This is a genomic window from Ekhidna algicida (genome assembly GCF_051379705.1).
Classification (GTDB): Bacteria; Bacteroidota; Bacteroidia; order Cytophagales; family Cyclobacteriaceae; genus Ekhidna.
The window spans coordinates 339,975-361,203 of the sequence record NZ_CP179868.1 but is presented as its reverse complement, the minus strand read 5'-3'; the positions used below and the strand labels follow the sequence as shown (position 1 = coordinate 361,203).

The window sequence follows — 21,229 nt, the reverse complement described above, 5'->3', positions numbered from 1 at the left end:
GTACGATGAGCGACCAGCACGAGGAAAATAAAGTAAACGAGAGCAATTGGATCATCAATTTTGATAAGATTGAAGATAGCACTCGTCGAAACTATTTTTCTGTGCTTCCACAGGAAAATAGACTTCTAGAGCATTTTTCAGAAGCTTTCGTGATAAACAAACCTAAAGGTAGTGTGGGTGGAGATGGATTCTGGCTTCACAAGCATGACGATGATATATATCTCGCCTTATTTACCTGTGTGGGTGAGGGGCATCTCGCTTCAATGATGATTCGGATTTATATGAATGCACTTAAGAAAATGGTTGAAGGCTATTCGATTGATTTTCCAGGTTCAATTCTTCAATTTTTACATAGAGAGGTTCAGGCCCGCTTCAAGGATAAAAACAACATCCTGCTAAATACAAACGCCAATGTAGGTATTGTGAAGCTTAATATTACTTCAAAAGAGATGGAGTTTGCTGGTGCAAATATGGATTTGCTTCAAGTGAGTAAGGATGGTGTGAATATCGTTGAAGGAGAAAAGAATCAAGTTGGAGAAAACACAGAAACAAGAAACAGCTACAGCTCAAATTCAATTAAAGACCCAGCGAATTCTAACTTCTATTTGTGTAGTTCAGGAGTTTTTAATTTAATCGGAGGACCTGACTTTAAGAAGTTGTCCATCAACCAACTGGGAGATTATCTGCTAAAAAATATGAATGCCTCGCTGCTCGAACAGAAGCAACTAGCAGAGCAATATCTAACAACCTGGACTGGTGCAAATCGCCAAAATGATGACATTATGGTGATAGGTTTTAAGGCCTAAACTCCTTCGCTTACCAGCTTTTTCTTTTCGAGAAATTCATCATAAGAACTCAATGTATCAGTGTAGCCATCAGGTCTTAGCTCTAATATTCTGTTAGCCACTGTCTGAGTAAACGTGTGGTCATGAGAGGTGAACAACACTGTGCCCGGAAATTCCTTAAGAGAATTATTTAATGCTGTGATTGACTCCAAATCAAGGTGATTTGTTGGTTCGTCCAGAAGCAAGAGATTGGCCCCTTGAAGCATCATTCTTGAAAGCATACACCTGACTTTTTCACCCCCGGAAAGCACACTACATTTTTTAAGTGTTTCTTGTCCCGAGAAAAGCATTTTCCCCAGGAATCCACGAATGTATACCTCATCCTTATCTTCCTCACCTTCAGCATACTCTCTAAGCCAATCTATGAGCTTATCATCTGATTTGAAGTAGGCTGAATTGTCATTTGGCAGGTAAGCATGGGTTATGGTTTGTCCAAATTTGAACGAGCCACCAGTAGCCTTTTGTTCCTCCATCAAAACCTGGAAAAATGACGTGATTGCAAGACTGTCATCCGCCACAACCGCAATCTTGTCTCCCTTATTCACAAAGAGGTCAAGATCCTTGAAAAGGTATTCCCCATTAATCTCTTTGCTTAAACCTTTCGTTTCTAAGATTTGATCCCCTGCGATTCTGTTTTGAGTAAATATGATTGCAGGATATTTTCTATTTGAAGGTTGAATATCCTCAACATTTATCTTATCGAGTAACTTCTTTCTACTCGTTGCTTGCTTAGATTTTGAGGCATTCGCACTGAATCTGGCAATGAACTCCTGAAGTTCTTTTTTCTTCTCTTCAGCCTTTTTATTTGCAGAAGATCTTTGGCTTAGTGCTAGTTGACTAGACTCATACCAGAACGAATAATTTCCTGTGAAAAGTTTAATTTGACCAAAATCAATATCAGCGATATGTGTGCATACCGTATCCAAAAAGTGTCTATCGTGCGATACCACTATCAGCGTATTATTAAACTCAAGAAGGTAATCCTCTAACCATGAAATGGTTTGAATATCCAAGTCATTGGTAGGCTCATCCAGGATTAGAATGTCAGGGTTGCCGAATAATGCCTGAGCTAAAAGCACACGTACTTTTTCAGTACCGTTCAGCTCCTTGACTGTTTTGTAATGATTCGCTTCAATAATGCCCAAACCACTTAATAGGGCGGCTGCATCAGATTCAGCATTCCATCCGTCCATGTCAGCAAATTTTGCCTCCAGTTCAGAAGCTCGATTTCCATCAGCTTCTGAAAAGTCAGGCTTTGCATAAATAGCATCCTTTTCTTTCATGATATCCCAAAGCTCCTTGTGACCCATCATCACTGCATCTAGGACTTGGATTTCATCATATTCATGATGATTCTGCTTCAAGACTGCCATGCGTTTGCCAGGTTCGATCTTCACGTGACCTGAATTGGCTGCTATTTCGCCAGATAAAATCTTAAGAAAGGTAGATTTACCTGCACCATTGGCACCTATTATACCATAGCAATTTCCCCCGGTGAAGTTGATGTTTACTTCATCAAAGAGAACTCGCTTACCATATTGAAGGGATATATTTTCTGTTGAGATCATAATCGAACTAAATTGAGCCGCGAAGTTAGATATAAAGTATTCCAGAATGAAGTATATCTGTGAATTTGCAGACGTATCTTGGATTCTGCTTAAATTGAGCAATCATTAAGAATTCTGGTCTGTGGTAGAGGTTGCTACATCGTTGGTGCAATTTGATACATCGAAAGGGATGTAATTGGATAGTCTTGATGTCGTAATTTACACTCAACAAGGAAAGCAGCTACTCACACTGGAGCTACTTAATGGAAACAAGCACTAAGAATTTTTCAGAACTTAATGTTCGAAAACTTACAATTAGAATCGTTCTTGCTTTTATAGCAGGCGTTTCTGCTGTGCTTATCACAACCTTTTTTGTACACCGTCAGGTTCAGCATGTTGCTGAGATAAATACCCAGATTGACGAAATACTCAATACTTGCCGGAAGCAGAGAACCCTGAGTCAATACCTCACAAAGAACGCGTTAATTCTGGAGTCAAATTCTAAGCAGCATGATCTAACCATTCAGTTGCTTGATTCTTCTCTTGCAATGTTTCATCAGAATCATATTGAGATAGAAGCAGCAAACCTTCTCATGGCAACCTATGACATTGACATTTCCAAAGTTGATAGCTTGTATCATCAAGTTACTCCGGCAATTTCAGCACTCATCAGGAGTAGTTATGGTATTCAGGAAGCTGCCAATGTGAGCCTTTTTCGGTCGAGTATTCTAAAGCATGAAGATACTTTTCTTCCGGCCATGAATTCACTGATCGATGGATATCAATCCTTGTCTAAATCGACAAATGAACGTCTTTCAGATTCAATAGCTACTCAATACCTGATGATTGGTGGTTCTGTAATTCTTGCAGCATCATTGGTTCTTATTTTCACAATACAACTTGTTCAGGTTAGAATCCTGAGGCAGCGAAAGCATTTTAAGGAAGTTTTGCTTTCAAAAGAAAGGTATGAGCAGGTGGTTAACGGCACTCATGACATTATTTATGAATTGAATGCTGATGGTGAGTATATATATATTAATCCAGCCTTTGAAAGTTTCATTGGTTACTCGCTTTCAGAGATAAATTCTAAAAACTGGTTTGATAATGTGGTTCCAAGTCATCGAGCTAAAGTTGTGGAGTTTTACACACGAGTTAGACAAGAGGAGATTAAAGAAAGCTACTTGGAGTTTCCGATAATGACTGCAAATGATGAGGTAAAATGGATTGGACAAAGTGCGGATTTTGATTTTGGCGAAAACGGATGGGTTAAGCATATCTACTGCGTAGCTAAGGATATTACCGAATTAAAATCTTCAAATAGTAAAGAGGAAAAATACAAAAAGGGTTTAAAGCTGCTAAATGAGCTGAATACGACCCCTGAGATGAATGTTCAGCAAAGGATAGAACACGGTCTTAAACTCTGTCTAGATTATTTGGGCTTAGATCAAGGTATTGTGAGTACCATTTGGATGGATGAATACCGTATTTCTGCTTTTTATCCACTATCTGACGAACTGGAAATAAATCAGAAGTTTAAGCTTGGAGATACTTATTGCGATATCACACTTGCTCAGCAAGGGAAAGTACTGAGTATAGATCAGATGAGCGATTCAAGTCACAAGTCACACCCTTGTTTTGAGAATTTTAATTTAGAATCATACATTGGAGCCGCTTACAGAATGGATGGTAAAATCACCGGAACGGTGAATTTTACTAGTTCAAAACCACGAAAAGAGCCATTTTCCGATTATGAGATAGATTTTGTTTCTATGGTAGCCAGATGGGTAGGTGGACTTATGGAGCAAAGAGAAAATGCTAGCAAAATTCAGGAGGAACAGAACTTACTTAAAACATTTATCTCAAGTGCTCCGGCGGCTATTGCAATGCTTGATAAGCATATGAATTACATTTCTGCAAGCGAGAGATGGTACAAGGATCAAAATATTGTTGGAGATATTATTGGAAAATCACACTATAAGATATTTCCTGAAGTTGATGCCGAATGGAAAAAAAATCATCAGAGGGCATTGGATGGAGAAATAGTAAAGCCTGGTATTCAAAAGTTTGTTAGGGCAAATGGAGAGGAGCAATGGTTACAAGGAGAAATTCATCCATGGTACACAAGCAAGGATAAGGTAGGTGGTATTATCATCTTCTCAAATGATCTGACTGAGCTTAAGAGACAGGAGGTGGAGCTCAGATATGCAAAAGAGGAAGCTGAGGATGCGAGTAGGATAAAAGAGCAATTTCTCTCAACCATGAGTCATGAGATTAGAACTCCGCTCAATGCAATTATCGGGACTACCAATTTATTGGAAATGGAACATCCTGAGCTAGAGGGGAGCGCCCGATTGCAGATGCTGAAATTTGGTAGTAATAATCTATTGACTCTAATTAATGACATTCTTGATTTTCAGAAAATTGAATCTGGAAATCTGGAAATTGTGAATGAAGATGTCAACCTGCATAAACTTTTGGGGAATATTATTGAAACATGGAAACCTGTATCTCAAGATGGAAATGTTAAGTTAAAACATCACTATGCTAATGCATTAGCCGACTATTATGTATTCGACGGCACCCGACTAACCCAGGTACTTAATAACCTTCTGAGTAATGCCTTAAAGTTTACTGAAAAGGGAGAAGTTGAATTGGATGTTCAACCAGGTGGAGATGGAGTTATTCAGTTTACAATAAGGGATACCGGTATTGGAATTCCATCAGACAAGCTTGAAATTATTTTTGATAGTTTCAAACAAGTAAATAACTCATACACCACTAAAGTGGGAGGAACCGGTCTTGGACTTTCAATCTCAAAACGTTTGGTTGATTTGATGGGAGGTAAGTTGGAAGTGGTTTCAGAAGAAGGAAAAGGAACAACTTTCTATTTCTCTGTTGCATTTGGTATCTCTGAGACAAAATCAGAACGTAAGAAAAAAGCGAAGAACGTCAAATCTCAGCTTGATCTACATGTTTTACTTGTAGAGGATAATCGTGCAAATCAGGAGATCGCGAAAGGATTTCTCACCCGTTGGGGAATTTCTGTAGATCTTGCCAATAACGGCGAAGAGGCAGTAGAGAAGATCGTCAGCAAAGCATATGATTTGATGATTATTGATGTACGTATGCCTGTGATGGATGGATATGAGGCTACACGTCAAATTAGGGCGATGAACGATGAGTATTTCAAGAAACTACCAATCATTGCTCTCACAGCCAGCACGTTACTGGAGTCTAGATCCAAAATGGAGCGGAGTGGTATGAATGAAATAGTATCCAAGCCTTTCGATCCTGAAGACCTGTTTGAAAAGGTTAGCCGTTTAGGGAAAAAGTCACTTCGCAAGCTTTTGGCTAAGAAATCGACTGATGTAAGTGTGACTACCAAAAACGTTCCTTTTGGGTTTCTGCATGAACTATTAGGCGGCGATGAGGAAAAGGTGCTTATGATTGTAGATATGGCCGTCAAATCGATTAGCGAAGGTGTGACAGGAGCTCGTGAAATGATGATAAAGGAAGATCGGGAGAAAGCATATGATCACTTGCATAAAATGAAATCAAATCTCGCCAACATTGACTTGCGTGATCTTGCATCACGGATGCCTGATTATCGATCTGATGATTTTTGGAAGCGATTGCCTGATTTTCTTGATAGAGTAGAGGAAGAAATAGACAAGATCAACCAGGAGCTAGTGGCCAGCTGATATCTGCGAGCAGAATGATAAGGAGTTCTTGGAAGAAGATGCTAATAACTTCACACAATCCATTATCTTTCTACTGCTATGGATGTAAAAGTTATACACAGAAACAACGCCCGGGCATGTGAATGTTGCAGCTCTTGGCTCAAACACTGGGAACGCATTGCCAAAGAAGATGTGGGTACCTGCAGAACTAAAAATTGTACGAACCCTGCTAGTGTTGGCGCCCACGTCAAACGTAAAACAGGAGATAATAGCTGGCGCATAGTGCCGCTATGCCATGAGTGCCATAAGAAGACCGATTGGCTTACACTGAATAAGAATACTAAATCTGCAAGTGCCGAGCATGGCTCTTGTGGAAGGTGATAAAGGTCATTGTATTGTTACATTGACGTTTGACCAATATCTTCAGTCCACACTACCATCGCTAAGTTTCTCGTTAATGCTACGAAGAGCATTATCTAATTCGGTGGCAGAATCCTGCAAGCTCTCGTTGATAAATGGGAGATTGACCGGATCCTTGGGATCATAAAGGTCTACAAGACCTAAGATTCTGGCTAAGGGCGCACGTACGATGTGAGAGTTTGAGGAGAGGTATTCCTTGAGTTGTTGATTTCTGAGTTTGAGCTCCTCTGTTCGCTTATTTACAATCTTTTCAAGATTATTATTCATCACGATGATTTCATGATTAGCATGCTGAAGCTCGGCAGCCTGTCGCTCTATTTGCTTATTAAGTGCTCTCAATGCATCATTTGCTTTTCGCTTTCGTTTGAAATTGAAGAACATGAGATATGAAATCGCACTCATGGCAAGGAATCCGATAATTAGCGTGTTACGAGTTCCAATGGCATTCGCTAATTCTTTTTCTTGTTTCAATTTTTGATTTTGCTGCTCAATTTCTTGCTGGACCTGTAGTTGCTGATACTCATATTCGGCCTCTTGTAGAGCAATTCGTCGGGCAAGATCTCTGTTGAAAAGCGAGTCATTCGTGGCTTGATATATCTTATGAAATTGTAATGCTTGTTTTAAATTATTTTGCACTTCATACATACTGGAGAGGTGGCGAGCAGCATCACGAAGCTCAGACCGCATACCTGCTGCTGAGGCAACATTGTAAGCTTCTTGAAAAGCATATTCAGCCTCGTGTAACTTGTTCATTTTAAGGTATAATTGGCCAAGATCGATTTTGGTAAGACTTAGAATGTACTGGTTGCGAAGATGGTAAGCTAAGTTCATTGAGCTGTCAAGATATTTCATAGCTGAATCCAATTCATCCATTAGCATATAAGTACTTCCAATATTATATATAGGGTAGATGCTTCTCCCTGGATCATTTACCTCATGTGCCTTGATCCACGCTTTACGGAGATATTCTAAGGCTAGCGGATAATCACCCGCCAATTTATAGATGTAACCTATATTGTTAAGGATGTTACCTTCACGGGTATCTTTGAGTTCAGCAAATCCGATGGATGCTTTTTGGTAGTATTCCAGCGCCCGATCATGGTCACCAATGAAGTTATATAGTCTGCCAATGTTGTTTAGACATGAGGCTACTCGATCGGGAACATTAAGTTTATCAAAAATAGACTGAGACTCCAGGTACAATTGCAAAGCTCGATAATAGTTGCCCAAATTTGTATGAGCGATTGCTCTGCGCATTTTCGCATCAGCAATGCCCAACTGATAATTATTTGCCATTGCAATTGCCTCACTTTGCGAACCAATCAATAATGTGCTATCCGGATTTACCGATCTAAGGTCATATGCGATCTTATTAAGTGCGTCTACCTTTATGATCGCATCATTGGTTTGCTCAACAACACGCCATAAGCTATCAATACCAGTTTGAGCATTAATGGTACTTGCTAGATGACATAAAACAGTTATGGTTAATAATCTCAGGCTCAATAAGTTATAGATCGATGGTGTATTTAAGATAATAAAAAACTTATTCTGCTACAATATAAGATTGAATAGATATCTCAAAAACCTCTAACAGATTAGTAAGAGTGAGTTTTAATGAAAGAATATTTTGTGATTTGTGTAATCAGCACTATTTAATGATAATCTGATTCAGAACCTTGTTAGGTTTCTACTAAGAAAACAGGTTTGATAAAATGAAATTAAAACACTTGAAATTGGCTTTCAGGTGTCTTAGTTACTTCAGGATTAGCTTATGTATTCATCCATTTCCAGAATTTACCCAACATGGTTTTGGGTTCTGGACGTTGATTTTCACTAACCGTCTCGTTTATGGATTCTTGCTGTTTGGTTTTTTGCTTCACCTGAATCGCTTTGGCTTGCTCTAGTTTCTGTTTGTAATGTTCTTCTTTTCTGGTTTTTCTCTCTAGTTCCTCTTGTTCTTTGCGTCGCTTTTCCAGTCGTACCTCATAAGCTTCTTTCTTTTGCTTAGCCTTTAGTCTACGTTTTTCCTTTTCCTCGTCCGTAAGTTGATGCCTTTTCTTTCTCGGATTCCTATATTCCCGAAGATCTTTTTCGGTAACTATATCTGATTGTTTTTCTTCCTTCTTCTTAGGCTCGGGCAGGTCTACTTTACCTACAACCTTAAGACCTGAAAGCTCCTTCTTGGAAGCCTTGATCAACTTTATCTTGTCCAAGCCCTCGGGTAGTTCTTCGGATTCCAGTAATTCCAGTAGCTTATCCGTTTGAATAACCTCATCTTCAGCAGGAGCTGCCTTTGCTTCTTTTGGTTGAGCACTGCGCGGGTTAGCGTCTTCGTTCTTCGGCAATTCTTCAGCTTCTGCCAATTCACCATCAAGCATTGCAATTTCTTCTTCTGGAGTAGCAGGAAAAGGAGACTTCTCTATCTTAGGAATCTCAGATACCTCTTCCGTTTCGATTGCGACTTCTTCTGAAGCCAATATTTCATTGTTTGATTCTTCAACTACCTCGGCAGTAGTCTCAGGCTGCAGGCCAAAATGATCAAAGACCTTAGATTCCAGGGCGTCGTAGATCTTTGCGTTCGGATGAAATTTCTCACCTGTATGTTCTTCGAGGTAAGTCATGATCTCCTTTACTGGAATGTCGTGTTTTTTGGCGAGTTGTCCGAGTCTCATAGTTTGAAAGTTGACATGACAAAGGTAATTTGTTAGCGACTCTCATTAAACTTTTTACATCAAAATCAACAGATGTGATAATTATTTGATGGGAAATATGGAATAAGTACTTTTTGACCCAAATTAGAGGTCCTTATAAATTCATATGATTAACTTCATAATGAAGAATTAGATTTTCGTAAGCACTTTAAGATGTCATTTAAACTCAAAAAAATTGTAAAAGGAGTATTTATACTTTTTTTGTCTGTCTTGCTATTGATACTATTGGCAATTGGTGTTGTGGTTAATTTTGTTTTTTCACCTGAAAAGCTAACACCTAAAGCAACTGAAATTGCAAATGAGTATATCGATGGGAGGCTCGATCTAGAGAGTGTTGAGCTAACCTTTTTCTCTACATTCCCAGATCTGGAGGTAGAAATTGATAATGGATTGTTGATTTCTAATACTGGAGATTCACTTTTGGCTTTTGAGTCACTTGATGTTTATCTCAATCCAGTATCCATTTTTTCTGATGAAAAAATACATATAGATGAACTGATCATTGCTAAGCCGATTATTTATGCTCAAATGGATTCCACAGGCAGCTCCAATTGGAATATCTTAAAGGATCAACCTGCTAATGATACATTAAATACAGAAGCCACGGGCGAGAGTGGAGATAACACCTATATCATTGACAATATAGAAATAAGAGAGGGCTCCTTGAGGTTTAATGATTTTACCAACTATTTCTCAATAAGAATTCAAAGCATGGGTGTCCTAGGGGAGATATCTTATTTAAATGAACTGGTAGATTGTGACTTGAATCTAGCAATTAAAAATATGGCTTTGACTCTTAATGATGAGCCCATAATTAATCCGGTTTCGATCAACTTTCACTCACGGAGCAGTATAGACCTAGAGGAGAATCTTATTTCCATAGATACTGTAAATCTTAATGTTGTTGATCATGAATTGGAAATAGCTTCCAAAGGCAGCATCATGTTAGACTCTATAGGTGCCATAGTTGTAGACCTTGAAAACAGGCTGTTTACATCGAACATACGGGAGGCACTTGATTTGGTACCTATTCGCTATGTGAATTTGGAACGTCTGGAAGGTAAGGGAGAGGTAGCTTTGAAAGCGAATATAAAAGGTGAATACTTTGAAGATCGCTTTCCTGTAGTCGAACTAGATTTAAAAATATCTGGTGGCGAAGCCTCTTATAAGGGATTTTCGAAGAGAATTGAGCTGTTCGAAACCAAACTTGCGGCCAAAATTGACTACCTCAATAAGTCTTCCTCTACAATTGATCTTTCTAATTTAAAAGTGGTAAGCGATGGACTCTCAATTCAATTAAATGGGAAAATTGATAAAATTTTGACAAACCCTCACGTAATGATGTCAGGAATGGGGGGAATTGATTTTGTAGCCCTGTTAGAGACAATTCCTGTTGAGGGACTTCAAGCTATTGGTAGTGCACAATTTGATTTAAATACCGATTTATTCCTTGAAGATGTCATCAATTATAATTTAGGAAAAATAATGGCGTCCGGTTCATTTAATCTAACTGATATTGATATCAATTATGCTGATAGTATAAGGTTTGTCACATCGAGTTTAAAACTAGACTTTGGACAAGAGCAAGGAGTAACAAAGTTTGGAAAAGATGATCTCAGACTTTTGAGCGGGAGAGCAAGATTGAAAGATTATAATTTAAATATCAATGAATATGTGAATGCTACTGGTAAAGGCTTGAAAGCAAATTTCACAACTTCTCCAGCCACAGATTCGATAATGATTTCACCAGTAAGGTCAAATTTGTCTTTATCAAAAGCCAAGATATTATTTGGTGATACCTTATCTGTAGTAGGTAATAATCTTAAGGGAATGGTCTATTTAAGATCCGCGAAAAACAATCCAAGTATACCTAGATTGAAAGCTAAGTTTACCGCTGACAGAATCCGAATTGATAATGGTTTGAACTATGCAACATTAAAATCTTTTGAATCTGATCTTAACCTTGTAAAACGCAAGAAAAGGTGGCCTATGAATGGGCAGTTTGGATTTAAGTCCTTAAATTTCTTCACTACGTCATTTCCTAAAAAAGTTTGGATCAAAAACACTAAAGTTGATCTTAAGACAAACGAATTGACACTGGATGAGGCCAATGTTATGATTGGAAAGTCTGATGTCATATTAAGTGGAAAGATATTCAATTTGCAGAAAAATTTACTAGGTAAAGAATCGTTGACTGCAGAACTAACACTGAAGTCTAATTTTCTCAATATTAATCAGATTACCAGAATCTTAGATAGAGCATCAGCTTTGGAAGAGACAAGCAAAGTTGATCTTTCAGATACCATTGAATTAGCTACTGACACAACATTACTTGAGACTTTTGTAGTACCTAAAAACATTGATTTTAAGTTAAAAATTAATCTCAAAAAAGTCAGATACGGAGCCTTGTTTTTACGGGGAGTAAAGGGAAATTTATTCATTAAAAATCAAACAATCAGATTGAAAAATCTTAGAATGAAGACTAATGCAGCTGATTTATGGACGAATGCAAGATATGTAGCTAGAAATAATAATAGAGCTCGCGCAAACTTCAATCTGAAGTTGACAGATGTAGACGTTGCAAATATGTTTGAAGTCTTGCCGTTTATGGACACGCTGCTTCCTATGACCAAGGATTTCGAAGGCAACCTAAATATAGGAATGCAAGGTTCAGTTAAGATAGGAAAGCACATGGAGGTTATTCAATCTTCCATTGAAGCTGTGGCAAGAATTGAGGGTAAGAATCTTGTGCTCCTCGATGGCGAGACATTTCAATATTTGGCTAAAACATTAAAGTTTAAAAATCGAGAAAAAAATACGCTTGATACAGTAGCTGTTGAAATGGCAATTGAAAATGGAGCACTGGAAATTTTCCCATCCTTGGTGAGCATGGATCGCTATAAGGTTGCGGTCGGAGGAATTCAAAATCTGGACCTTACTTACAACTATCATATTTCTGTGCTTGAATCACCACTACCTTTCAAAACAGGCATAGACATATTTGGCAAAGCGGAGGAGTATGATTTTAAGATCACGAAAGCTAAGTACAAATACATCTTTTCCGACAAAGCCAAGCACAAAGACAAAGTGGACCCGGCTTTGATGAAGAAGAAAAATGAGATTCTTGAAAAGATTAAGTTTGATCAATGATCAAATAAATACTTAATAGGAAGTCATTTTGATTTCACGCTCATTACTATATAGCCTCTTGGGTTTAGTATATTTGGTTAGAACAAAACCTAAACCTCACTCTTATGAAGCAACGATTGCTATTAATCCCAATTTTTCTTTTTGCTTTTATTGCGCATGGTCAAGAATCCATCGACAGTGAAGCTATTGAAAAAATCAAGAAAGAAGGACTTGAAAACTCACAAGTAGAGCAGATTGCTTTTGAGCTGGTTGATAAAGCAGGGCCGCGTCTTTCAAATTCTAAAGGTTACGAACGAGCTGCCACCTATGCCATTAATCAATTAACCGAGTGGGGGTTGGAAAATGCTCAGAAAGAGGCTTGGGGTGAATTTGGTAGAGGTTGGGAAGTGAATAAGAGCTATGTAGCGATGACCAAACCATACTACATGCCTTTCATTGCAATACCTAAAGCCTGGACCGAAAGTACGGATGGTCCTGTTTCCGGAAAAGTCCAGTTTGTGGAAATCAATAATGAAGATGATTTTGAAAAATATAGAGGAAAGCTAGAAGGAGCGATTGTGGCTTTCAAGCCACGTGGAGATCAATCGCCAACCTTTAAGGCAGATGCGCTTAGATATTCTGAAGAGGAACTTACCGAAATGACAGAGCCTAGAACTGAGAGAAGACAATGGACGGCCGATGAAATAGCAGCCTTTCGAAAACGCAGAGAATTTAGCAGAACACTAAACACTTTTCTGACTGAAGAAGGAGTTGCACTTATTATAAAAGGAGTGAGGGGTCGACATGGAACCTTATTTACCAGTAGTCCACGTGGATACCTAAAAGACACACCAAAAGGAGCAAGTGAGCTGGAGATGGCACCCGAACACGTAAACCTGATGGCACGTCTGGCCAAAAATGGAGTAGAAGTTGAGTTAGAAGCAGAAGTGAAAACTACCTTCGACATGGAAGACCTTCAGGGTTACAATGTAGTTGCAGAGATACCTGGATCAGATCCTGAGTTGAAGTCTGAGGTAGTGATGCTTGGAGGACATTTGGATTCCTGGCATGGTGGCACTGGAGCTACTGACAATGGTGCGGGATGCATTGTGATGATGGAAGCGGTTAGGATTTTGCAAGCAGCAGGATTGCAACCGAAACGCACCGTTCGCATTGCGTTATGGGGTGGAGAGGAGCAGGGAATCTTTGGCTCTCGCAACTATGTGAAAAACCATTTTGGTGATGCAGAAACAATGGCATTAAAGCCCGAGCATAGCAAAATATCGGCTTATTATAACATTGACAATGGAACGGGCCGAATTCGAGGGATCTATCTGCAAGGCAATGAAGAAGTCGGCCCAATTTTCAAAGACTGGTTTACGCCTTATGATGATATCATGGAAAATGCAACCATTACCCTTAGAAATACGGGCGGTACAGATCACCTTGGATTTGATGCAATTGGCATCCCAGGGTTCCAGTTTATTCAAGACCCAGTAGAATATTGGTCACGAACGCATCATACCAATATGGATACCTACGAGCGACTGGTGATTGACGATCTGAAGCAGATAGCGACTATTGTTGCCGGTTTTGTATATAATACAGCGATGCGAGATGAAATGCTTCCCAGGGAGGAATTAGATGAAATTGAATCAGATTAATAAAAAACTGGTTTAGCATCTCTAGTAGATGAGTCGAAATTGGTATGTATGGCAATTATTTGCTTACAGGAATGGTCGTTATTGACTGTTTTGGATAAGCTATAACTTGATGGTTGATGTGAATATTTATTAATGTTTACTAGATGAATTAATCATACGAAACCGACCTAGCTTTCTAGCGTTTTCTGACTTTTATGAAAAGATCAAAAAACGTTATTTTAATTTTCTTCTTAGTTATTGCATCAATGGGTGGTTGCAACAGCATTGATTCCGTCCAGTCACATAAATCCATTAATTACCGTGAAGAAATCGAAAAGATAAAACAGGTCCGTATTGACTTTCAAGAAACCTGGATTGAGGAAGACTCAAGTGCAGTTATGAATCTTACAACAGAAGATATTGTTTTTCAGCCTCATCATGGTGATTCAATTATAATAGGGAGAAACGAACTAGCTAATTATTGGTTTAACCCTCAGTTACCCACAACTGATGTATTGGAATATTCGGAGAAATTTGTTGGGGCACATGTTTCTGGCGACATAGGATATACTTATGGGAGATTCTGGCTGGTTTACAACTACGACCATAAGAATTATACAAACTCTGGAAATTTTCTAACTGTTTGCCGAAAGGTGGATGGAGTTTGGAAAATTTCAAATCTTATATTTAACGATCCACAACCCATTATTAAGAATTTAGCGGACTAAGAAGTGTCTCACTTCCCAATACAAAACTTACTAAAGATATTCTCTAGTAAGTCATCAGTGGTCACTTCTCCGGTGATTTCTCCGAGATGGAACAGGGCGGAGCGAATGTCCTGGGCTACCAGGTCGTTGCTCATTTGGTTGTTGATGCCTTCTATCACACGATTAAGCGCGTCATCCGTTTGTTGCAGGCTTTCTAAATGCCTCGCATTGGTCACAATTACATTTGATTGTTCCGGCTTATCTACAATGGTCTTCAGCTGCTGTTTCAAGGTTTCCAGGTTGTCTTTTTCTTTAGCCGAAATAAAAACAGCGTTATGTTCCGTAAGATGTGCTTTGAGTGACGCATCCGCCTGATCTACTTTGTTACCCACGATAATGAATGGCACGTCAGAAGCTTGTAAACCTTTCAGCTGTTCTTCAATGGATTCACTTGTTTCATTGACCAAATCAAATAAGTAGATCACAAGTCCTGCCTGCTTCATCTTCTCCAGCGTACGCTGCACACCAATACTCTCAACCTTATCATCTGTTTCTCGAATCCCTGCAGTATCTATAAACCGGAAGGCAATACCATCAATGTAGATTTGATCTTCTATGAAGTCTCGTGTAGTTCCCGCTACATCTGAGACAATGGCCTTTTCTTCATTTAGAAGCGCATTGAGCAACGTCGACTTACCGGCATTTGGCTTTCCGGCAATCACCGTGGGTACACCATTCTTGAGCACATTGCCATACTCAAAGCTTGCTATCAATGACCGTATCAATGTCTGAATTTTGTTAATCAAATCAATCAATCCTTGTCTATCTGCAAACTCTACATCTTCCTCTGCAAAGTCCAATTCCAGCTCTATCATGGAAGCGAAATGCACCAATTGTTCCCGCAAATTTTTGATCTCATCAGAGAAACCTCCACGCATCTGATTCATGGCCGTTTGTTGCATACCGGCATTTTCAGAAGCAATCAAATCGGCAACAGCTTCTGCCTGAGTCAGATCAAATCGACCATTAAGAAAAGCTTTCTGAGTAAACTCACCGGGTTTAGCTAATCGGGCACCTTTACTTACCAGCAGGCTCAAGATTTTTTGTAGAATGTATTGTGAACCATGACTGGAAATCTCAATGACATCTTCTTTGGTGTATGAGTGAGGAGCTTTAAAAATTGACACTAGAACTTCGTCAATGATTTCATTTTGATCATTTCTGATCGTTCCGAGGTGTATTGTGTGTGAATCAACTTTGTTGAGATCTTTTCCTTTGAAAAGCTCATTCACTATCGGAATCGTTTTAGTTCCGGATACGCGAATTATACCCAAAGCTCCTTGTCCGGGAGGTGTTGCCAGCGCAGTAATGGTGTCGTTGATCTGAGACATGGTGCAAAGATGATAAAAGGAGAGGAGTTTGAAATGATTTTTCAAAAAGGAAACCTTTTGGTTACTTTTTTTGTATACTTGTAACCAAAAGGTTTCATATTATGCGTCGAGATGTATTTCAAGCGATATCAGATCCAACCCGAAGAGAGATCATTGGGCTGGTTTCTCATCAATCCAGAAAAGTCAACGAGCTAGCTGATAACTTCAAAATAAGTAGACCAGCGGTTTCTAAACACCTTCGGATTCTAAAAGAATGCGGACTTCTGAAAATCGAAAAGAAAGGAAGAGAGCGCTATTGTCATGCGCAGTTAGATCAGCTCGGTGAGATTGCTTTATGGGTACATCAGTATCGGAGATTCTGGAATACAAGCCTCGACAAACTTGAAACACTATTAAAAGAAGATTCAAACAAAAAATGACCCACTATGAGTAACGACGGAAAATTGCTAACACCGACAACACTTCAATTTGAGCGCCTTCTACCTGGACCAATCGACCGAGTTTGGGAGTTTATCACTGAAGCTGAAAAACGAAGTAAATGGTTTTGCGGAGGGACTTCCGAAATGAGTGCGGGTGAAGAGATTAAATTCGTATTTCACAATTCTAATTTAGGATCACCACCCCAAACAACGCCTGAGAAATACAAAGAATTCGGTGATGGTTTTGAATCCAAAGCTGTAGTCGTAAGATCAGAGAAGCCTAATATTTTCGCAATAGAATGGGAAGGTCTGGTCACGTTCGAGCTTATTGAGCAAGGAGAAATGGTTAAGCTGACCCTGACTCATGAAAAGCTCCAAGACTCAAAAGAGACACGTGTTGGAACAATGGCCGGCTGGCATACGCATCTGGATATACTTGGAGATCAATTGAATAAAAGGGAATCCAAAAGCTTTTGGACGGTACATATGGATTTAGAAAATCAATATGCCTCAAAAATTGATTAGCGCTTCCTGGAGGCTTGATACAACCAAAAGCCAAACAGGATAACAAAGCCTCCTGCGATGAAGTAAGAGTAAGTTCCTTCTATAAGAAATATGATTAAAGTCGCAGATGCTATCAGTCTGATGTATTCTGATGGTATCCAGTTGCTGCGGTTTTCCATCAGGATTCCCAGCTGGCTGATAGACCACATAATGTAGCCTGCAAGGGCTAGCTTCATATTGAATTCATAATTACCCTGCGTAAATAGAAAAAGCGCGGTAAAAGTGAGCACAAAAACAAACTGAACGAACACATAGCGTATCAAAGGCATGTGTGGGTGTACATCGTACTTGCGATACGTTTGCTTATCTACTTCAGGAGCTATTTGATAACCACCTAGTTCTACTGGCTGCCAGCCGGGTTTATAAAACAAGACTTTAAGCTTGTTCCAAAATCCCGGTGTTGCTTTCACCTGATTGGTCATATCTACAATTGGCAGGATATTGGCCCAAACAGGATTCCAGGTATTGGTAGGTTTGGTCACGCCGTAAGTTGGCTTTTCCTCCTCAGCTTGAAACGTCCCAAACATCCGATCCCATATCATCAGCGTGCCAGCGTGATTCCTATCTATATACTTAGGATTTCTCCCGTGATGAACGCGATGGTGAGAAGGTGTATTAAAAACATACTCAAACCACCGGGGAAGTTTATTGATGGCTTCTGTATGGATCCAGAACTGATAAATCAGATTTATCCCTTTCACTGCCAGGAAGGCGTATGCGTTGAATCCTATAATTGCAAGTGGGAGATAAAACACCATTGCAAATACACCTCCAAACGAAGATTGTCTAAGTGCAACCGATAAATTGTAGTCTTCACTTTGATGATGTACGACATGAGCTGTATTCCACAGAAAATTGATTTCGTGACTTGCCCTGTGAAACCAATAGTAGCATAAGTCTACAAGTAGGAATAGAGTTAAATAGCTCCACCAGGCATTTGGTATTTCTATGATAGACCAATTGGTATGCACGAATTGATACATCGCTATAGAAAGCACTCCCCAAATGGCATTGGTCACTTGGGAAGAAATCCCACAGCTGATATTAGAAATGGCGTCATTGGTTCGGTAAATCTTGGCCTTTTTAATAAGCTGATAAACCAACTCAAATCCGATCAATAAAAAGTATAGTGGAATTGAAAGTATAACCGGGTTGAAATCCATATTCAAATTTAACAATTGAGCGTGATTATGTGTTACTGATAATTACATTTGCGGCCATGATCAAAGCGATTAAAGTTTTCAATTCCATTTCGGTTTTACTCTTCTCGGTCATACTTCTTCTGGTGTATGCTTACCTGCCAATTATGGTGGACATGAATATAGAAGGGGTGAAAGATCTGCACAAGCAAACATTCTTCTTCTATGCCTTTGGTAGCTTCATTGTGATCAATATAATCATCCGGATGGGAGCTACTCTCGGATCTAGAAATTTGAAAGAGGATTTAGCTGCGTGGATTCGAGCCATACTATTCATTGTGAATTTCTATTTGGCATCTATGGTAGGCTTCATTGGAGTCATCAATAATACAGGGCACATTAACCCTTCAAGCTTCGCGTACCTCAACTTTTTAGGCCCGCTCTTTTTACTTATTTGGGTAATAGGACTGATTTTTTTCATCTCCAAAAAGAAGTAGAACTCGCTCTATTTCAGTTTATTAAATTGTCATATTTCAAGTAAAGCTATCCCTATACGTTAGGTTGTTACGTGTAAGTGTTGGATTTTTATCATTACTTTGGAATAGAGATTATTAAATCATTCATAACGACTTTACTAGATGGCTGAAGCGATATATACCGAGGATAGTATTAAATCACTGGACTGGAAGGAGCACATCCGGCTCAGACCGGGAATGTATATTGGTAAGTTGGGAGACGGCAGCTCTCCAGACGATGGAATCTATGTGTTGGTGAAAGAAATCATTGACAACAGTATCGATGAACATATGATGGGACATGGCCGAACCATCGAGGTGAAAGTGACGGATCATCGTGTGACTGTACGTGATTATGGTCGGGGAATTCCTCTGGGAAAAGTGGTGGATTGTGTTAGCAAAATCAACACAGGAGGTAAGTATGATTCTGGTGCCTTTCAAAAATCTGTTGGACTAAATGGTGTCGGTACCAAAGCAGTAAACGCACTCTCTAATTACTTCAAAGTACAGAGCTATCGAGACGGAGAAACCAAAGTTGCTGAGTTTGAAAGAGGTGAGGTAACTACAGACGCCAAAATTCAAAAAGCTGAAGGCAGAAATGGTACGCAAATCATCTTCGAACCAGACGATACGGTATTTAAGAATTACCACTTCATTCCAGAATACCTGGACAATTTGATGTGGAATTATGCCTACTTAAATGCAGGCCTTACCATTGTCCTAAATAGTAAAAAATACCATTCTGAAAATGGATTAAAAGACCTCCTTAGCAGAAAGGCAGATGTTGAAAATCTGAGGTACCCAATCATCCACTTGAAGGGGGATGACATAGAGATGGCAATTACGCACGCCAATCAATACGGGGAAGAGTATTACTCATTCGTCAACGGTCAGTACACCACTCAGGGAGGAACGCACCTTGCAGCTTTTCGTGAAGCCGTGGTAAAAACCGTTCGTGAGTTTTATGGTAAGACCTTCGATGCAGCAGATGTACGCTCGGCTATCATTGGATCTATTGCCGTTCGTGTGCAGGAGCCCGTATTCGAAAGTCAGACCAAAACGAAGCTAGGGTCACAAAATGTGGGACCGGAAGGTCCAACCATGCGGACGTTCGTCAATGACTTTGTAAAAAAAGAATTCGACAACTTCCTTCACCGAAATTCAGACACAGCTGATGCACTATTAAAGCGGATTCAGCAATCAGAGCGTGAAAGAAAGGAAATAGCTGGCATTAAGAAACTTGCCAATGAGCGTGCAAAGAAGGCAAATCTGCACAATAAGAAGCTTAGAGACTGTCGCATACACTTTAATGATAAGAAAGGAGACGATGAGATCAAGGATGAAACCATGATCTTCATTACGGAGGGGGATTCCGCGAGTGGATCAATCACCAAATCCAGAAAGGTTCAAACACAAGCAGTGTTTTCACTAAGAGGTAAGCCCTTCAATTGCTTTGGACACACCAAGAAGGTGGTTTACGAAAATGAAGAATTCAACCTACTGCAGCATGCCTTGAATATCGAAGATGGTCTTGAAGGTTTAAGGTATAGAAAGATTGTAATAGCAACCGATGCAGATGTGGATGGTATGCATATTCGCTTACTCTTACTGACCTACTTCCTGCAGTTCTTTCCGGAACTGGTAAGAAATAATCACATTTTCATTCTTGACACACCTCTTTTTAGAGTGAGGAATAAAAAAGAAACAATCTACTGTTACTCAGAAGAAGAGCGTAGAAATGCGATAGCTAAACTTGGGAGTAAGCCGGAAATTACCCGATTCAAGGGTTTAGGAGAGATTAGTCCTGGCGAGTTTGCCGCATTTATTGGTGATGATATACGATTGGATCCCGTGATTCTGCAAAAGGATACCAGTATCCAAGACCTGTTGACTTTCTACATGGGTAAGAATACACCAGACCGCCAACAATTCATTATCGACAAGCTGCGCGTGGAAAAGGATCTTGTGGAAGAGGTGGAAGCAGCTTAGATGCAGCGATCCAAGTCACTATCGATTCAATCTGTGAAACGTTACAAGATATTCACAACAGTGATGCTCTCACTAATAATGGTTACTTATATCTACATCATGGGTTTTAGTGATAATTGGACAAGTAGGTTGATTGCAGTCAGTTACATACTGTTGGGAGCTTTTGTTTACTGGCCAAGAGTGAAGAATTTTCTGCAAAAGATTAAAGAGGTTTCATATGATAAGGAAAACCTGTATGTGAGGGAAGGAGAGTATGAAATACAAATACCTTTTTATGAGGTAAAGGACATTGAAATCATGAGTTTGGATGGGTTATATAAGTTCACCTTGTATCATCACGATCAGTTTGGGAATGAAGTCATCTGCAAACCATCATTTTGGTATCCATTGAATTATAAGAGAATAGATGCAGAACTCAATAGAATTCGAGGTTGGGTAAGAAAATCTCATCATGAATATCAGGACAAAATAGGCTCTGGGCATACTTTACCCAGTAATTAATTGTAATATTTACGCAAATAATTAAT

Annotated in this window: 15 protein-coding genes; 10 read left to right on the top strand and 5 right to left on the bottom strand. The window is 39.3% G+C overall.

Going from position 1 to position 21,229, the window contains the following annotated elements:
* Positions 1-5 precede the first annotated feature (5 nt).
* A complete protein-coding gene (locus ACL8WY_RS01370; protein ID WP_436516485.1) occupies positions 6-806 on the top strand; it encodes a hypothetical protein in 801 nt (266 codons plus the stop codon).
* On the opposite strand, the gene ACL8WY_RS01365 is transcribed toward ACL8WY_RS01370, so the two are convergent.
* Positions 803-2,413 carry an ABC-F family ATP-binding cassette domain-containing protein gene (locus ACL8WY_RS01365; RefSeq protein ID WP_436516484.1) on the bottom strand — a complete coding sequence of 537 codons (1,611 nt, stop codon included), beginning with the start codon at positions 2,411-2,413 and terminating at the stop codon, positions 803-805. The genes ACL8WY_RS01370 and ACL8WY_RS01365 overlap by 4 nt on opposite strands.
* 242 nt (positions 2,414-2,655) lie before the next feature.
* On the opposite strand from ACL8WY_RS01365, the gene ACL8WY_RS01360 reads away from it, so the two are divergent.
* Positions 2,656-6,093 (top strand): ATP-binding protein, encoded by a 3,438-nt coding sequence (locus ACL8WY_RS01360; protein WP_436516483.1) that lies wholly within the window; start codon positions 2,656-2,658, stop codon positions 6,091-6,093.
* Between the two features lie 402 nt (positions 6,094-6,495).
* On the opposite strand, the gene ACL8WY_RS01355 is transcribed toward ACL8WY_RS01360, so the two are convergent.
* Positions 6,496-7,998 carry a tetratricopeptide repeat protein gene (locus tag ACL8WY_RS01355; RefSeq protein ID WP_436516481.1) on the bottom strand — a complete coding sequence of 501 codons (1,503 nt, stop codon included), beginning with the start codon at positions 7,996-7,998 and terminating at the stop codon, positions 6,496-6,498.
* A 266-nt stretch (positions 7,999-8,264) separates the two neighbouring features.
* A complete protein-coding gene (locus ACL8WY_RS01350) occupies positions 8,265-9,167 on the bottom strand; it encodes a hypothetical protein (RefSeq protein WP_436516479.1) in 903 nt (300 codons plus the stop codon).
* A gap of 192 nt (positions 9,168-9,359) precedes the next feature.
* Between ACL8WY_RS01350 and ACL8WY_RS01345 the strand changes: the two genes are divergently transcribed.
* The 3 genes from ACL8WY_RS01345 to ACL8WY_RS01335 all read left to right on the top strand — a co-directional run bounded on the left by ACL8WY_RS01345 (position 9,360) and on the right by ACL8WY_RS01335 (position 14,706).
* Positions 9,360-12,356, top strand: a complete 2,997-nt coding sequence (locus ACL8WY_RS01345; RefSeq protein WP_436516478.1) for a hypothetical protein — start codon at positions 9,360-9,362, stop codon at positions 12,354-12,356.
* A 104-nt stretch (positions 12,357-12,460) separates the two neighbouring features.
* Positions 12,461-13,999, top strand: coding sequence for a M20/M25/M40 family metallo-hydrolase (locus tag ACL8WY_RS01340; RefSeq protein ID WP_436516477.1), 1,539 nt, complete (start codon positions 12,461-12,463; stop codon positions 13,997-13,999).
* Positions 14,000-14,193: 194 nt separating this feature from the next.
* Positions 14,194-14,706 carry a YybH family protein gene (locus ACL8WY_RS01335; RefSeq protein WP_436516476.1) on the top strand — a complete coding sequence of 171 codons (513 nt, stop codon included), beginning with the start codon at positions 14,194-14,196 and terminating at the stop codon, positions 14,704-14,706.
* Positions 14,707-14,714: 8 nt separating this feature from the next.
* On the opposite strand, the gene mnmE is transcribed toward ACL8WY_RS01335, so the two are convergent.
* Complete coding sequence (gene mnmE, locus ACL8WY_RS01330) at positions 14,715-16,076, bottom strand: tRNA uridine-5-carboxymethylaminomethyl(34) synthesis GTPase MnmE (protein ID WP_436516475.1); 1,362 nt, start codon at positions 16,074-16,076, stop codon at positions 14,715-14,717.
* A 101-nt stretch (positions 16,077-16,177) separates the two neighbouring features.
* Between mnmE and ACL8WY_RS01325 the strand changes: the two genes are divergently transcribed.
* Positions 16,178-16,495 (top strand): ArsR/SmtB family transcription factor, encoded by a 318-nt coding sequence (locus ACL8WY_RS01325; RefSeq protein WP_436516473.1) that lies wholly within the window; start codon positions 16,178-16,180, stop codon positions 16,493-16,495.
* Between the two features lie 6 nt (positions 16,496-16,501).
* Positions 16,502-17,020, top strand: coding sequence for an SRPBCC family protein (locus ACL8WY_RS01320; protein ID WP_436516472.1), 519 nt, complete (start codon positions 16,502-16,504; stop codon positions 17,018-17,020).
* Here the strand turns inward: ACL8WY_RS01320 and ACL8WY_RS01315 are convergent.
* Positions 17,017-18,222, bottom strand: coding sequence for a sterol desaturase family protein (locus tag ACL8WY_RS01315; protein WP_436516471.1), 1,206 nt, complete (start codon positions 18,220-18,222; stop codon positions 17,017-17,019). The two genes, ACL8WY_RS01320 and ACL8WY_RS01315, sit on opposite strands and share 4 nt — an antisense overlap.
* Before the next feature lie 56 nt (positions 18,223-18,278).
* Here ACL8WY_RS01315 and ACL8WY_RS01310 point away from each other — a divergent pair, with 56 nt between their 5' ends.
* The 3 genes from ACL8WY_RS01310 (at position 18,279) to ACL8WY_RS01300 (ending at position 21,203) form a co-directional block, all read left to right on the top strand.
* Positions 18,279-18,695, top strand: coding sequence for a hypothetical protein (locus ACL8WY_RS01310; protein ID WP_436516470.1), 417 nt, complete (start codon positions 18,279-18,281; stop codon positions 18,693-18,695).
* Between the two features lie 141 nt (positions 18,696-18,836).
* Positions 18,837-20,702, top strand: coding sequence for a DNA topoisomerase IV subunit B (locus ACL8WY_RS01305; RefSeq protein ID WP_436516469.1), 1,866 nt, complete (start codon positions 18,837-18,839; stop codon positions 20,700-20,702).
* Positions 20,703-21,203 carry a hypothetical protein gene (locus ACL8WY_RS01300; RefSeq protein WP_436516468.1) on the top strand — a complete coding sequence of 167 codons (501 nt, stop codon included), beginning with the start codon at positions 20,703-20,705 and terminating at the stop codon, positions 21,201-21,203.
* Positions 21,204-21,229: the final 26 nt, after the last annotated feature.

Coding starts and splice junctions, on each gene's coding strand:
- ACL8WY_RS01370 (WP_436516485.1), top strand. CDS start 6: ATGAGCGACCAGCACGAGGAAAATAAAGTAAACGAGAGCAATTGGATC.
- ACL8WY_RS01365 (WP_436516484.1), bottom strand. CDS start 2,413: ATGATCTCAACAGAAAATATATCCCTTCAATATGGTAAGCGAGTTCTC.
- ACL8WY_RS01360 (WP_436516483.1), top strand. CDS start 2,656: ATGGAAACAAGCACTAAGAATTTTTCAGAACTTAATGTTCGAAAACTT.
- ACL8WY_RS01350 (WP_436516479.1), bottom strand. CDS start 9,167: ATGAGACTCGGACAACTCGCCAAAAAACACGACATTCCAGTAAAGGAG.
- ACL8WY_RS01345 (WP_436516478.1), top strand. CDS start 9,360: ATGTCATTTAAACTCAAAAAAATTGTAAAAGGAGTATTTATACTTTTT.
- ACL8WY_RS01340 (WP_436516477.1), top strand. CDS start 12,461: ATGAAGCAACGATTGCTATTAATCCCAATTTTTCTTTTTGCTTTTATT.
- ACL8WY_RS01335 (WP_436516476.1), top strand. CDS start 14,194: ATGAAAAGATCAAAAAACGTTATTTTAATTTTCTTCTTAGTTATTGCA.
- mnmE (WP_436516475.1), bottom strand. CDS start 16,076: ATGTCTCAGATCAACGACACCATTACTGCGCTGGCAACACCTCCCGGA.
- ACL8WY_RS01325 (WP_436516473.1), top strand. CDS start 16,178: ATGCGTCGAGATGTATTTCAAGCGATATCAGATCCAACCCGAAGAGAG.
- ACL8WY_RS01320 (WP_436516472.1), top strand. CDS start 16,502: ATGAGTAACGACGGAAAATTGCTAACACCGACAACACTTCAATTTGAG.
- ACL8WY_RS01315 (WP_436516471.1), bottom strand. CDS start 18,222: ATGGATTTCAACCCGGTTATACTTTCAATTCCACTATACTTTTTATTG.
- ACL8WY_RS01310 (WP_436516470.1), top strand. CDS start 18,279: ATGATCAAAGCGATTAAAGTTTTCAATTCCATTTCGGTTTTACTCTTC.
- ACL8WY_RS01305 (WP_436516469.1), top strand. CDS start 18,837: ATGGCTGAAGCGATATATACCGAGGATAGTATTAAATCACTGGACTGG.
- ACL8WY_RS01300 (WP_436516468.1), top strand. CDS start 20,703: ATGCAGCGATCCAAGTCACTATCGATTCAATCTGTGAAACGTTACAAG.